The organism is Pontibacterium sp. (assembly GCF_964228735.1).
GTDB lineage: Bacteria > Pseudomonadota > Gammaproteobacteria > Pseudomonadales > Balneatricaceae > Pontibacterium.
In genome coordinates this window covers 1-14,549 of the sequence record NZ_CAXRBQ010000007.1, presented here as the reverse complement: position 1 = coordinate 14,549, position 14,549 = coordinate 1, and the positions used below count along the sequence as shown (strand labels likewise).

General features: G+C 56.7%; 14 protein-coding genes. 7 read left to right on the top strand and 7 right to left on the bottom strand.

The window, feature by feature from the left end:
- Positions 1–60 precede the first annotated feature (60 nt).
- Genes ACEQ15_RS00525 through ald form a run of 3 tightly spaced genes read right to left on the bottom strand, consistent with a single transcriptional unit; the run spans position 61 to position 2,145 of the window.
- Positions 61–717 carry a Crp/Fnr family transcriptional regulator gene (locus ACEQ15_RS00525; RefSeq protein ID WP_370276991.1) on the bottom strand — a complete coding sequence of 219 codons (657 nt, stop codon included), beginning with the start codon at positions 715–717 and terminating at the stop codon, positions 61–63.
- Entirely contained in the window at positions 714–965 is a 252-nt protein-coding gene (locus ACEQ15_RS00520; protein WP_370276990.1) for a hypothetical protein, read from the bottom strand. Before ACEQ15_RS00520 ends, ACEQ15_RS00525 begins: the two co-directional genes overlap by 4 nt.
- Before the next feature lie 52 nt (positions 966–1,017).
- A complete protein-coding gene (gene ald / locus ACEQ15_RS00515; RefSeq protein WP_370276989.1) occupies positions 1,018–2,145 on the bottom strand; it encodes an alanine dehydrogenase in 1,128 nt (375 codons plus the stop codon).
- 138 nt (positions 2,146–2,283) lie between these two features.
- Between ald and ilvD the strand changes: the two genes are divergently transcribed.
- On the top strand, positions 2,284–4,116 hold the full coding sequence (gene ilvD, locus ACEQ15_RS00510) for a dihydroxy-acid dehydratase (RefSeq protein WP_370276988.1): 1,833 nt from the start codon (positions 2,284–2,286) through the stop codon (positions 4,114–4,116).
- 158 nt (positions 4,117–4,274) lie between these two features.
- Positions 4,275–4,685, top strand: coding sequence for a hypothetical protein (locus ACEQ15_RS00505; RefSeq protein WP_370276987.1), 411 nt, complete (start codon positions 4,275–4,277; stop codon positions 4,683–4,685).
- Positions 4,686–4,697: 12 nt separating this feature from the next.
- On the opposite strand, the gene ACEQ15_RS00500 is transcribed toward ACEQ15_RS00505, so the two are convergent.
- The 4 genes from ACEQ15_RS00500 to ACEQ15_RS00485 all read right to left on the bottom strand — a co-directional run bounded on the left by ACEQ15_RS00500 (position 4,698) and on the right by ACEQ15_RS00485 (position 10,314).
- On the bottom strand, positions 4,698–5,459 hold the full coding sequence (locus ACEQ15_RS00500) for a sulfite exporter TauE/SafE family protein (protein ID WP_370276985.1): 762 nt from the start codon (positions 5,457–5,459) through the stop codon (positions 4,698–4,700).
- 13 nt (positions 5,460–5,472) lie between these two features.
- A complete protein-coding gene (locus ACEQ15_RS00495) occupies positions 5,473–8,214 on the bottom strand; it encodes an EAL domain-containing protein (RefSeq protein ID WP_370276984.1) in 2,742 nt (913 codons plus the stop codon).
- Complete coding sequence (locus ACEQ15_RS00490) at positions 8,214–9,002, bottom strand: phosphate/phosphite/phosphonate ABC transporter substrate-binding protein (RefSeq protein ID WP_372530375.1); 789 nt, start codon at positions 9,000–9,002, stop codon at positions 8,214–8,216. Before ACEQ15_RS00490 ends, ACEQ15_RS00495 begins: the two co-directional genes overlap by 1 nt.
- Positions 9,003–9,372: 370 nt before the next feature.
- Complete coding sequence (locus tag ACEQ15_RS00485) at positions 9,373–10,314, bottom strand: DMT family transporter (protein WP_370276982.1); 942 nt, start codon at positions 10,312–10,314, stop codon at positions 9,373–9,375.
- Positions 10,315–11,152: 838 nt separating this feature from the next.
- On the opposite strand from ACEQ15_RS00485, the gene phnG reads away from it, so the two are divergent.
- From phnG to ACEQ15_RS00460, 5 genes are all read left to right on the top strand, one after another.
- Entirely contained in the window at positions 11,153–11,644 is a 492-nt protein-coding gene (phnG, locus tag ACEQ15_RS00480; protein WP_370276979.1) for a phosphonate C-P lyase system protein PhnG, read from the top strand.
- Positions 11,644–12,282 carry a phosphonate C-P lyase system protein PhnH gene (gene phnH / locus ACEQ15_RS00475; protein WP_370276977.1) on the top strand — a complete coding sequence of 213 codons (639 nt, stop codon included), beginning with the start codon at positions 11,644–11,646 and terminating at the stop codon, positions 12,280–12,282. The genes phnG and phnH overlap by 1 nt, the downstream gene beginning before the upstream one ends.
- A gap of 3 nt (positions 12,283–12,285) precedes the next feature.
- Entirely contained in the window at positions 12,286–13,383 is a 1,098-nt protein-coding gene (locus ACEQ15_RS00470) for a carbon-phosphorus lyase complex subunit PhnI (protein ID WP_370276976.1), read from the top strand.
- On the top strand, positions 13,380–14,252 hold the full coding sequence (locus tag ACEQ15_RS00465; protein WP_370276975.1) for an alpha-D-ribose 1-methylphosphonate 5-phosphate C-P-lyase PhnJ: 873 nt from the start codon (positions 13,380–13,382) through the stop codon (positions 14,250–14,252). Before ACEQ15_RS00470 ends, ACEQ15_RS00465 begins: the two co-directional genes overlap by 4 nt.
- The coding region (locus ACEQ15_RS00460) for an ATP-binding cassette domain-containing protein (protein ID WP_370276974.1) at positions 14,249–14,549 on the top strand (301 nt) is incomplete at its 3' end. The genes ACEQ15_RS00465 and ACEQ15_RS00460, both read left to right, overlap by 4 nt.

Below are 14,549 nucleotides of genomic sequence, written 5' to 3'. Positions count from 1 at the left end.
GGGATCAGTATCCCGCGACCGTCAGGCCTGTTCTGTGACTTTGGTTACATAAGGTCAACCTCAGGCGGAAAAGTTTTTTAGTCCCTCGGTATCCAGCAAAATCACCTTACCCCGACCCAGCTCCAGTAGCCCTTGCTGAGCCAGCATCTGAAGCTTGCGGCTCACCACTTCACGTGCGGTACCCAATTCATCGGCGATCAGTTGGTGCGACTCTTTTACAACGCCGCTGTCATCAGCACGTTGTAGCAAGTGGCCGATAATTCGCTGCTCCACGCTTTCAAAGGAGACCGCCTGCACCAAGTGGATCAAACCGGCCAGGCGTGCGGCATAGGAATCAAAGATAAAGGCACGTAGGGCCGAGGACTGGTCCAGCGCCTGTTGAAAAACACTGCGTGGCAGAAGGTAGGCAACCACGTCCGTTTCGGCGATCCCTTCCGCAGGATAGTGTTCGTTGCCCAAAAGACAGGATGTAGTCAGCACACAGGTGCCCTGATGGTTAATGCGGTAGAGCAGGAGCTCACGACCTGCTGGCGACCGAGCTACCACTTTGACGTGACCGGAAACGAGCATGACAAAGTGATCACAGCGATCACCGTGTCGAAAGATCACCGTACCCGCCGGCAGCTCTACCCGATGGGCCTGCACCAGCAGCGCCTTTCCCGCATCGTCCAGACCGGACAGTTCCGGGTAGCTAGAGGTCAGCTCCTGATCGCTCATTTGTCGTCTTTTTTCTGCTGCTCTTTCAGCTGCCGGACGGAGAGCATGACAAAACGGACGTTATAGATCAGGCCCAGGACCAGTGCGATGGAGGCGGTCACGATGAATACCTGACCCAAGGCAGGCTCTTTCAGCCACCAGCCAAGCCATAGGCTGAGGATCGCCACGATAGCCACCGGAATACCGGTTTTCATCAGGCGCTGGATCCAGATATCGGAACGGATTTTTTTCTTATCAATCGAGGACATGGTGCTCTCCCAAGTTCAGAGCCCCATAGCCTCCCTGATCGACGGGTCGCAATCAAGCCTTGTGATTACGGAGGATCTTCTCCATTGGTATGAGAGGCAATCCGAATGCTTCTGCAACACCCTGGCAGGCTACCTGTCCTCTGTGGATATTCAGTCCATTTGCCAGGTGCGGATCTTCCCCCATCGCACCCATCCAGCCCTTCGACGCCAATGCTTGGGCATATGGCAAGGTCACGTTTTCCAGCGCCTGAGCCGAAGTTTTCGCAACCGCCCCGGGCATATTGGCGACACAATAGTGCACCACATGGTCCACCTCGTAGATCGGGTCCTGATGGGTGGTTGGGCGGCTGGTCTCAAAGCAGCCCCCTTGGTCGATCGCCACGTCCACCATCACCGTGCCGGGTTTCATCTGCGCCACCATGTCGCGGGTTACCAACTTAGGCGCGGCGGCACCTGGTATTAATACTGCACCTACAATCAGATCAGCAGACAGAACTGCCGCTTCAATATTGTCCTGCGTGGAATAGAGTGTCTGCAGACGGCCATCAAACTGGGCATCCAGCTGTTTCAGGCGCGGTACGGAACGATCGATGATGGTGACCTGGGCACCGAGCCCCAGCGCCATGCGGGCAGCATTCTCGCCCACGACACCGCCACCGATCACCACCACTTTTGCCGGCGGCACACCGGGCACACCGCCCAGCAACACCCCTTTGCCACTCTGTGCTTTCTCCAGACAGTGCGCGCCGGCCTGGATCGACATGCGCCCCGCCACTTCACTCATTGGTGCCAACAACGGCAAACCACCGCCGGGGCTGGTGACTGTTTCAAAAGCGATGGCGGTGCAACCCGACTGCATCAACGCCTCGGTCAGCTGCCGGCCGGCGGCCAGGTGGAGATAGGCAAAAAGAGTTTGTCCCTCGGAGAGCAGGTTGCACTCACGTGGCTGCGGTTCCTTCACTTTGATGATCATCTCGGAGTTGAGGTAGAGCTCCTCGGCAGAGCCGATGATCGATGCACCCGCTTTGGCGTAGTCTTCATCGAGATAACCGATGCCCATACCGGCAAAGGACTCAACCAGCACCTGATGCCCCTGGTTGACTAATTCATGCACGCCCATGGGGGTCAGTCCCACCCGGTATTCATGCACTTTGATCTCTTTCGGGATACCAATCAGCATAACCAACCTCCACTCCATGAAATTAAGTCATCAGGGATACAGTCTTACAGTGTAGAACACTCTGGGAGATCAGATATTCAACAGTTCTGGTATACTGATCGCCTCAATGACACAAGAAACAGCCTGAAGGATCTTTTCATGCCTCAATATCGCTCCAAGACCTCTACCGCAGGTCGCAACATGGCGGGTGCCCGCGCGCTGTGGCGTGCTACCGGTATGAAGGACGATGACTTCCACAAGCCGATCATCGCCGTTGCCAACTCTTTCACCCAGTTCGTTCCAGGTCACGTGCACTTGAAAGACATGGGTCAGTTGGTCGCTCGTGAAATCGAGAAAGCTGGCGGTGTGGCAAAAGAATTCAACACCATTGCGGTCGATGATGGCATCGCAATGGGTCACGACGGCATGCTTTACTCCTTGCCTTCCCGTGACATCATCGCGGACTCCGTTGAGTACATGGTAAATGCCCATTGTGCCGACGCGCTGGTCTGCATCTCCAACTGTGACAAAATCACACCGGGGATGCTGATGGCGGCGATGCGCCTCAATATTCCTGTTATCTTCGTTTCCGGCGGTCCGATGGAAGCGGGTAAAACCAAGCTGTCCGAGCACAAGCTGGATCTGGTAGATGCCATGGTACTGGCAGCCGATCCGAACGCATCCGACGAGCTGGTTGACGAAGTTGAACGTTCTGCATGCCCAACCTGTGGTTCCTGCTCCGGTATGTTTACCGCGAACTCCATGAACTGCCTGGCCGAAGCACTGGGTCTGGCCCTGCCGGGTAACGGCACCGTGGTGGCGACTCACGCCGACCGCGAACAGCTGTTCCTGCGCGCCGGTCGCTCCATCGTTGAGATGGCGAAGAAGTACTACGAAGAGGAAGACGAGCGCGTACTGCCACGCTCCGTAGGCTTCAAGGCGTTCGAAAACGCCATCACCCTGGATATCGCCATGGGCGGATCCACCAACACCATTCTGCACCTGCTGGCGATTGCCCAGGAAGCTGAGATCGAATTCACCATGGACGACATCGACCGTATGTCCCGCGTGGTTCCTCAGCTGTGTAAAGTGGCACCAAACACCCCGAAATACCACATCGAAGACGTACACCGTGCCGGTGGCATCATGGGTATCCTGGGCGAGCTGGACCGTGCCGGTAAACTGCACACCGACGTACCAACTGTACACGCGCCAACCATGAAAGACGCGCTGGACGAGTGGGACATCATGCGCAACCCATCCGAAGCCGTGATGGAGTTCTACAAAGCAGGTCCTGCCGGTATCCCAACTCAGGTAGCCTTCAGCCAGGCAACACGCTGGCCGACCCTGGACGGCGACCGTGAAAACGGCTGCATCCGCTCCCTGGAACACGCCTTCTCTCTGGAAGGTGGTCTGGCGGTACTGCGCGGTAACATCGCGCTGGACGGTTGTGTGGTTAAGTCTGCCGGTGTGGACGAGTCCATCCTGGTGTTCGAAGGCCCTGCGCACATCACCGAATCCCAGGACGAGGCAGTTGCCAACATCCTGGACGACAAGGTGAAAGCAGGCGACGTGGTGATCGTACGTTACGAAGGCCCACGTGGTGGCCCGGGTATGCAGGAGATGCTGTACCCTACCTCTTACATCAAGTCCAAAGGCCTGGGTAAAGAGTGTGCCCTGCTGACCGACGGCCGTTTCTCCGGCGGTACCTCCGGTCTGTCGATTGGTCACGTGTCTCCGGAAGCGGCGGCAGGTGGTGCAATCGGTCTGGTTCGCAACGGCGACATGATCCGCATCGACATCCCGAACCGCACCATCGACGTACTGCTGTCCGACGAAGAGCTGGCGGCACGCCGCGCAGAGCAGGACAAGCTGGGCTGGAAACCGGTTGAAGATCGCCCACGTAAGGTCTCGGCCGCACTGAAAGCCTACGCCAAGCTGGCAACCTCTGCCGACAAAGGTGCCGTACGCGACCTGAGCCAGCTGGACTGATCCAGCCCTTAGGGTTTACGCGTTCCCCATAAAAACACCGTGTTACGACCATGTTTCATTACATTTTCGTGACACGGTGTTTTTTGTCTTTGCATTCTTAATCGATACGCTATGATCTTTAAGAAAAACAGTCAGTTAGCGCTTGAGGAGTTTCACCTATGACTGAATTAGATAGTCTGAATGTTTTGTTTATCTGCCGTCATAACGGAGTACGCTCGCAGCTGGCTGAAGTCCTGGCAACCAAACTGGGCCAGGGTAAAGTGGCCGCCAGCAGTGCCGGTCCTGAACCGACCTCTGTGCCAAACGTGATCCAGAGTTGGGCTAACGACCTGATGGGTAAGGACTACCCATTGGAATGCACGCCGTTGCGTGAAAAGGAAGGTAAGAGTTTCGACCTGGTAGTAACCCTGTGTGACAAATCCCACGCCTTCCCGGCGTCTCTGACCAGCGACTCGGAACACATCCGCTGGGACTTCCCACAGGTGACCAGCATCGATGATCTGCCGCATCTGGAAACAGAGATCGCTGACCGTGTCCGCCTGTTGCTGCTCAGCAAACACCTGATCTGATCCAACCGGATCTTATCCCAGATAGGCGCTGCCCGCCTGCCACAGCAGCCGCAGCGCCATCACACTCACCACCAGCCTGAACAGGCGCTTGAACTGCTTGCCGGACACCTTGTGCAGTGCTTTCAGCCCCAACCAGGTACCCACCGCACCGCTGGCGACCATCAACAGCACCAGCGGCAACCACTGCCAGAAGGCAAAGCCCACGGCACTGAACACCAGCATTTTCAACACATGCTGAAACGTCATACAGCTGGCAAACGTCGCTGTGAGCTGGAGCTTGTCGTAATCCTGTCTGTGCACAAAACCCGCGACTAGCGGGCCGGTCGCCCCTACAAACATTGAGACCAGTGTGGTCACCCCACCGGCCAGCATACGTCCGCGCCGAGACAATTGTCGCTTAGACGGTTTAGGTCCCCAGACCAGGTAGAGAATAAACAGGGCCACACTGAACTGAATGACCTGCAGTGGCAGTTGCACCACCACAAAGGACGCCACGATTGCCCCCAGTAGTGCGCCAACTGCGAAGTACCGGAACATACGCCCATCCAGATGCTGGCGGGTCATCCAGGCCCGGTTGCCGTTGGAACCGACCTGCACCAGGCCATGCACCGGAATCAATGCCGCCACCGGCAGGACCGAGGCTAGGATCGCCAGCAGCAACACACCGCCGCCAATCCCCACCGCTGCGGTCAGGAAAGAGGTGAAACCCGCTGCCAATGTCAGCAGCAGCACAGTAACAGGATCCAGAATCCCCGCGCCTAACAACTCGATCACAGGCTACGCTTCCTCACTCAGCAGTATCGGTTGCACATTCCACCGGTGCAGGTAGCAGCGCTTTGAACTGATCCAGAGGCAATGGCCGACTGAACAGGTAACCCTGGCCGTATTCGCAGTTGTGCTCCTCCAGGAACACCCGCTGGACTTCGGTTTCAATCCCCTCGGCAACCACACTCAAATTGAGGCGGTGTGCCATTGAGATGATCGCCGCAGTAATCTCCATATCATCCAGGTGATCGGGTATGTCTTTGATGAATTCGCGGTCCACCTTGAGCACGTTGATCGGCAGGGTTTTCAGATAGTTAAAGGAAGAGTAACCGATACCAAAGTCATCGATCGCCACGGTGATACCCAACGCCTGCAACTGCTCCAGTGTGGCAATGGCTTGCTTCACGTCATGCATCAGCAGGGTTTCGGTGATCTCGATCTCCAACAGATCCGGAGAGATCCCCTCATCCGCCAGGATCTGGCTGATCATGCTGATCAGTTCCGGATCACGGAACTGACGCGCCGACAGGTTCACCGAGATCCGCATATGGCCCTGCCCGGCGGCTTTCAGCTCACGCAGTGCCTTACACGCCTCAGCCACCACCCAACGTCCCAGTGGAATGATAAAGCCGGTCTCCTCCGCCACGGAGATAAAGGCCGGCGGCGGTACCAAGCCCAGCTCGGGATGCTGCCAGCGGATCAGCGCCTCAGCGCCAATAATCTCACCGGATTTCAGGTCCACCTGCGGCTGGTAGTTCAGCAGGAATTCGCCGTTCTCCAGCGCAACCGGCATCTCACGGGTAAAGCGCATGTAGGTCTGCAGCTGCTCATGCAGGGATTCGGTGAAGAAGCGGCACTGGTTGCGCCCCATCTCCTTCGCCTGATACATCGCCAGGTCGGCATGCTTGAGCAGAGAATCCGGTTCGGTGCCGTCCTTCGGCACCAGTGCAATCCCAAGACTGGTGGTAACCTGCAGCTCCGCATCGTCCAGGTTAAACGGGCGGGTAACCGCCGCCAGGATGCGTTCGGCGATACTGAGCACCTGCTCTTCGTTTTCAACCGGGCTGATCAGCAGGGCAAACTCATCACCCCCCAGACGCGCCGCCACATCTTCTTCATGCAGCGCATGACGCAAACGGCGGGCCACCGCTTTCAACAGCTCATCCCCTATATGGTGGCCGCGGGTGTCGTTGATGGTCTTGAAGTAGTCCAGGTCGAGCAGCATCACCGCACCGGTTTTACCCTTTGCTTTCTGCGCAGGCTCATCCAGTTTATCCAGCAGGTTACCCAGCTTGCTGTAGAACAGGCGGCGGTTGGCCAGGCCGGTCAGTTCGTCGTAGAGCGCCAGTTGTTCCATCTTGGCGTGGGCCTGTTTCAGCTCGGACACGTCTTCCAGCACGATGACAAAATGGGTCAACTCACCGAATTCATTCTTGATCGGCGAGATCGATACCAGCGACCAGAACGTGGTGCCGTCGCGGCGCAGACTCTGCAGTTCACCACGCCAGTTCTTACCTGCCAGGATCGACTGCCACAGGGTTTCGTACTTACCGGCCGACATCCACTGCCGGCTCAGAATCTCCGGCTGTTGCCCCAGCAACTCACCCAGTTGGTAGCCAGTGGCTTCGGTGTATTTCGGGTTAACGTATTCGATGGTGCCGATGATGTCAGTGATCATCACCGACGAGCCGCTGTAGGTGATGGCACTGGAAAGTTTGCGCAGAGAGGACTCGATATCCTTACGTTCGGAAACATCCTGACAGGTGCCAAAACTGCGGTCGCTGTTGTCATCGTGTTGACCGATCATGTGCACAAACTTCAGGCCGTTCGCCGTATTCACGCGAAACTCCACATCAAAGGAGCCACCCGCTTCGGCAATACGGTCAAAGTTAGCTTTTACGCTGCCCACATCTGCCGGATGGATATTGGCAAAGAAGCCTTTGTAGTCCGCCAGGGTTCGCTCCGGCAGGTGCATGATCGGGTACATACTCTCGGAACACCAAAAGCTGTTATCCTCGGCATGCCACTCCCAGCACCCCAACAGGGCCACACGTTGGGAATCGTTCAGGCGCCGCTCGGCATTTTTACGTTCGGTGATCTGCTGACTCAGCTCTTCATGTTTTTCCGCGATAGAATCGCGCATCACCCGAAAAGCATGAAAGAAGTCGTCCAGGCCACTGCGTGGTGGATGCACCGGAATCGGTGAATAGAAATCTCCCTTGGCAATCTGCCGTGCGGTACCCGAGATACGTTCGATTGGTTTCAGCACCAGCTGTCGTTGCAACCAGGCGATGAGCAATACCGCTGCCAGCGCCACCGCCAAAAGAATCAGCTCCAGCATACGTAAACGGTCGCGCTCGGCTTCCAGATAGGGTGTCAGATTGATCGACAGGGCAAGTTGCGCCAGCAGCTGATCCTGAAAGCGTACGTCGGTTTTCAGTGTATGGGATACGTCTAGCGCTTCGTTGGGTATCGAAAGAGGGTAAAGTAACAGGCCGTCTTCGCGGGTCAGGGTCAGGTTCTGCCAGTGGGAACGTTCAACGGTGAGCTGATCAAGCAAATCATAAACGGCGGCCAGATCACCGGTTATGATCGGTGTCCGCAGTACCTTGCTCAGCAGTTCCAGCGAGCTACGATCCTCCGTGAGGCGTGTTTCAACTTCCTGTTGCTGCCAACTCGGTAGCCAGTAAAACTCCACAAAAGCCCCGATCAGGACTACCAGCAGCACCAGCGGCAACACGAGTTTTGTCTGAAAACTGCGCATCAACGTTGTTCCTCGTAGTAGGCTTCCAATCCTAACTGCTGCAGCGGCTCATAGTCGCTGAAGGATACCGGACCCAGTTGATAAACCGGCACTTTCCTTAAGAGTGCCTGGAACTCCTCATTCTGTGCCAACTTCAGCATCACATCAACCAGCGCTTGCCGTGCGTCCTGTGAAACCCGCGGGTGCACCACCACCGGATGGGAGGGCACCTCTTCCGTACGGTGGAGTACCTGCAACTGGTCCCGAATGTGTTGCGGTTGCTGCTCCAAAGTTTTCTGCACACCGCCACCTGCGGCGGTCACCCCCAGCGCAACGTTGAGATATACAGAGGAGTGGCTTTTTACATAACGTGGATGAACAGAAAGCTGGAAGGCTTCACTCAGGTCACGACGCAGCATCATCGACGCGCCCAAAGAATTGGGCGACGGAAACGCTACCGACTGATTATCGAGCTGACTTAGATTGGCGATTCCGCCTTCACGCCGTGTCACCAGCACACCGCTGATACGACCGGAGCGATCGCTCAGCAGGGGTTCGTATCCCCGATTTCGGTTTAACCACAACAGGTGGTAAGGATTCACAAAAGCGAAGTCGAATTGACCGTCTTCGCAGAGCTCTTCAAATGAGGAGATATCAGGCGCGGTCTCCAACGCCAGACGAAAGGGCAGCACGTCATTGAGGTGACGAATAATAGGCTGCCACACGCGGAAGGTATCGCCCGCACTGTATTGCGGAACGATTGCAAAGCTGTAGATCTCTTTTGCCGCCCCATGGGTGGGGACCAGCAATAAAAAACACAGGACTCCCCATAGCCAACGGAGGCTACAGTACTTCATGGTCTGCTCAGGTTTTATCATTTCGCTACAACATCAGTGGATTACCGATACGCCGGAAAACCTGCACCACAGCCAAAGAGCACACTGATCACTGTGCAGGCACCTATCTACGCATCATAACAATGAGACCGTAAACAGTTAAGATAGACCTGCCTCAGACAACATTCAAACGAGCGTTTACACCTATGCTTTGTAAGGTTTTGTGCAGTTTCAGTGGCTTTGTATAAAGCTGCACCAGAGGACGCAAGCGCCCGTGATTACTGGCCTGGTGCCGCCTATCACAACCCTGTACACACGCTTATACACAGAATTTGTGAATAAACTATTTATCCACTTTTTCAAAAGAACCCGACGAAACCTTAGCGACACCCTTATTCACTTTTTTCCCCGGCGCTTTGGTCACCAGGAAGATACCCAACGCCACCAATGCCAGCGCCACGATGAAGAGCGGGGTGATCACCTCATCCAGAATCAGGAAACTAAACATCACACCAAACAGCGGCGTACAGAAGCCGAATGATGCGATCTGGGACGCGGGATAGTGGTGGATCATCCAGAACCAGGTCAGATAGGAGGCAAAGGCCACGATCAGGGTCTGAAACAGCATCGACAGCACCACCGGTGTGGTCAACGCGGTCACACCGGCTTCGCCAAATCCCAGCGACAGGATCGGCAACACCAACGCCGACAACGCCAGTTGATACAGCAGCACCCGTTCGGCGCGCAATGTCCGTTGCGGTGACGCCTTGATCACCACCGTTGTTGCCCCCCAGAACAACGCCGCCAGAAGCGCCATCATATCGCCCAGCCAGGTATCAGCGTCGGTACTGTTGTCACCAAAAGCGAGCACGATACCGCCAAACGCACACAGCAACCCAATTACCTGCAGCAGACGCAGCTTTTCACCCGGCACAAACAGGTGCACACCCAACGCCACAATAAACGGCGAGGTATACAGGAACACCGTACCACGCGCGGTGGTGGTGTGCTCCAGCGCCCAGTAGATAAACAGAAACTCGGCGGTAAACAGCAAACCAGCCAGGATGCCCCACCACTCGGTACCGTCTCGTTCAAAAACCCGGATCCCTTTCCAGCGCATCCACAGGCACAGCAGGATGGTTGCTCCAACAGAGCGCAACCCGGCCTGCATCATTGGCGAAATCCCCTCCAGGGCAAACTTGATCGCGACCTGCTGCAAACCCCAGATCATGCACAATCCCAGCAACAACCCCATCGCCAGTTTATCTAACGTTTTGTTTCCCATACCGCTCCAACAAAAAACTTACCAAGCTCTATCACGCCTTCACATTTCAGGTGACGGAAATGACTAAGATGACACAAATCGGCGGGGATACTAATGAAATTTGTTACGTTTGTATAAAACAAAGACATATTTCACAGACGTGCGTAATCCGCGGGCTGCAGAGTGATGCCCCAAAGGACTCCACAGAGTTATACACAGATTCGCTGGATAAGATGAGTTATGCAGCCCTGTCCTTTGCACCGTGCATAGGGCGGCTGCGTCAACAACCTAAGCTATACAAAACTCCCACCGTGCCTCAGCAATTTGAGGATGAGTCTAGCACTCCATGCTCACCTCTAAGCTGCAGTAATACCGGGATTTTTCAGTTTGTATGCGTTTCCAGCAGTCCCTCGAAATCACACTCAAATTCAACCCTTGAACGCATAAATTGGCTGACGCCGGTTTCAGTGGATAACCGGTGTCCCGCCACACCCGCCTGAATTCAGGCGCTGCAGCGGCGGCGATTTTTATCCAACAAGCACACAACAGTTTATCCACACCCTTTTACACAGCTCCACCCTTAGTGAATCTAAGGACCACCTCAAGCAGTGACCTACGCCTTGATACAGGGGAGATCCGGGCTAACAAAGAAATATGACAGCTTTATGTCGCGATCTCCCTTCAGATCCCTGTCAACAAAAATCTCATATCAAATCCCCCTGCCAGCCCAGAAGCTAAGGCCACCATAAGAATTTCTAAGGATTCTGCAAAGAAATGCTCCCTTTTTCTAATACCTGATGCCCACCAGAATGACCGTCATCCGATCAACTGATTCAGACGACTTACGGGTACACACACCATGTCTGTGACTTCGCAAAACCACGCTTCCGATGCGCTCTCTCCAGAGCAGGCTTCGCGCAAGCGCTGGATCGGCATCCTGGCCAAAGCAGAACTGAAAGATCTGCAGCAGCACTGGCAAGCGCTGGAGCTGCCAGCGGCACCTGAATACCAATTTATCCGCAAGCCGGAAACCGGCCTCACCATGCTTCGCGGCCGCATCGGCGGCAGCGGTCAGCCGTTCAACATGGGCGAGATGACCGTGACTCGCTGCGCCCTGCGCCTGGCCAGCGGCACGCTGGGCCTGAGCTACATTGCCGGTCGCAGCAAAGAGCATGCGATCACCGCGGCACTGGCGGATGCCCTGCTGCAGGAAGCGGGCACTGCCGAGCTACTGGAAAGCATGCTGATTAATCCACTGGCAGCAATTCAGCAAGCAGCGCAGGCGGAACGTATGCGCGAAGCGAGCAGCACCAAAGTGGACTTTTTCACCATGGTTCGGGGGGAAGACTGATGGCCGTACTTACGCCTACTGTGAATAGCAATGCCCTGATCGCCGGTTTTGACGATCCGGTCCAGCACGGCCAGCAGGTGTTCCGCGCGCTGCTGAAAGCGATGAGCGAGCCGGGCACCCTGATCGACCTGAAACTGGACCTGACCACACCGGGCCAGTTGAACAACAGCACCTGGCAAACCCTACTAAGCCTGATCGACGCGGATACCAAGCTGTGGCTGAGCCCACATCTGAACAGCGACGAGAGTGTGACCAGCAACCTGCGTTTCCACTGCCAAAGCCCGATCATCGACGGCAGCAAAACGGCGGATTTCGCCGTGGCACTGGCCGATGAACTGCCAGTCCTGAGCGACCTGGCCTGGGGCACGGCGGAATACCCGGATCGTTCCACCACCCTGATTGTGCAGGTACCGGCACTGAGCGACGAACCACACTGGGAACTGACCGGCCCGGGTATCGAATCCCGCAAGACCGCGCGTATTGCAGGCTTAAGCGAGGCGTTCCGCCAGGCGCTGATCAGCAGCCGCAAACGCTTCCCACTGGGTGTGGACTGCATCTTCTGCTGCGGCAGCAAGCTACTGGCCCTGCCACGCTCCACCCAGATTCGTGAAATGCGTCCTGAAGAGGGAGAGGCCTGATATATGTACGTTGCTGTTAAAGGTGGCGAGAAGGCCATCGACAATGCCCACGCACTGATGCGCAAAACCCGTCGCGGCGACGAAAGCATCACCGAGCTGACGGTTGAACAGATCCGCGAACAGCTGCCGCTGGCGGTGGACCGAGTGATGAACGAAGGCTCCGTGTACGACCCGGAACTGGCAGCCCTGGCACTGAAACAGGCCAGCGGTGACGCGGTAGAAGCGATCTTCCTGCTGCGTGCCTACCGCACCACGCTGCCACGTATAGGTTATAGCGAACCGCTGGATACCGAAGCGATGCAGATTGAGCGCCGTATCTCCGGCACCTTTAAAGACCTGCCGGGCGGCCAGGTGCTGGGGTCTACGTACGACTACACCCACCGTCTACTGGACTTCACCCTGCTGGCGGAAGGCGAAGCACCAACTAGTCCGGAAGGGGATGAAGAGACGCTGGAAGCGTGCCCTCGTGTACTGGAACTGCTGAACAAAGAAGGTCTGATCGAGCAGAGCCGCGAAGCGGACGAAGCCGATCGCACCCCGCTCGACCTGACCCGTGAACCGGTCAACTACCCGGCCGAGCGCGCCGTGCGCCTGCAGAACCTGGTGCGTGGCGACGAAGGTTTCCTGCTCTCCCTGAGCTACGCCTCCATGCGTGGTTACGGCGACAGCCACCCATTTGCCGGTGAGCTGCGCAGCGGCCGCGTCAACGTCGAGCTGGTACCGGAAGAGCTGGGTTTTGCCATCGAGGTCGGCGAGGTGTTCCTGACCGAGTGCGAGATGGTCAACCAGTTCCACGGCAACAAAAACCAGCCGCCGCAGTTCACCCGCGGTTACGGTGTGGCTTTTGGCCGCTCCGAGCGCAAGGCGATGAGCGTGGCCCTGGTGGAGCGTTCCCTGCGCGCCGACGAGCTGGGCGAAGAGGTGCTCTACCCGAACCAGGACCAGGAGTTTGTGCTGTCCCACAGCGACTGTGTCTCTGCCAACGGTTTTGTATCGCACCTGAAACTGCCGCACTACGTGGACTTCCAGTCCGAGCTGGAGATGATCCGTCGCCTGCGCCGAGAGATCGCCGCCGCCAAAGACGAGGAGACCCTGTCATGAGTACTACAGGTATGAGTACAGCAACCGGCTATAACTTTGCCTACCTGGACGAGCAGTCCAAGCGCATGATCCGCCGCGCGATCCTCAAGGCCGTGGCAATCCCAGGTTACCAGGTACCGTTTGGTGGCCGTGAAATGCCACTGCCCCACGGCTGGGGTACCGGCGGTATGCAGGTGACCGCCAGTGTAATCGGCGAAGCCGACCGCCTGAAAGTGATCGACCAGGGTGCCGACGACACCACCAACGCAGTCAGCATCCGCCGTTTCTTCGCCCGCACCGCAGGCGTTGAGACCACAGAGTCCACCGCCGAGGCGAGCCTGATCCAGACCCGTCACCGTATTCCGGAAACGCCGCTACAGGAAGACCAGATCCTGATCTATCAGGTGCCAATTCCGGAGCCACTGCGCTTTATCGAGCCGCGCGAAACCGAGACCCGCAAGATGCACGCCCTGAGCGAATACGGCGCGATGCAGGTGAAGCTGTACGAAGACGTAGCCCGCTTTGGCCATATCGCCACCAGCTACGACTACCCGGTGATGGTCAACAACCGCTACATGATGGACCCATCGCCGATCCCGAAATTCGACAACCCGAAGATGAACCGCATGCCAGCCCTGCAGCTGTTTGGTGCGGGTTTTGAAAAACGGATCTATGCGGTACCGCCCTACACCGAAGTGAAGAGTCTCGATTTCGACGACTACCCGTTCGAGGTACAGCAGTGGGACGAGAACTGTGCGATTTGCGGATCCGACCACAGCTTCCTGGATGAAGTGATCATCGACGACGCGGGCAGCAAGATGTTTGTCTGCTCCGACACCGACTATTGCCGCAGCCGTCAGGCCGCTGCAGGCGAGGAGGCCACGTCATGAATGTAAAAAGCATGAACGTAAAAAGCATGAATAACACGGTCATGAGCGACGCCAGCATGATGAAGACCAGCGCATGGCAAGACCTGGCGCCGCTGCTGAGTGTACGCGACGTCAACAAATACTACGCACCGGGCAAAGGCTGCGGTCCGATCAACTTCGACCTCTACCCGGGCGAAGTGCTGGGCATCGTGGGTGAATCCGGCTCCGGTAAATCCACTTTGCTGAGCTGCTTGTCGGCACGCCAGACACCGGATAGCGGCCAGATCATCTACAACAGCGAACAGGTCGGTGAGATGG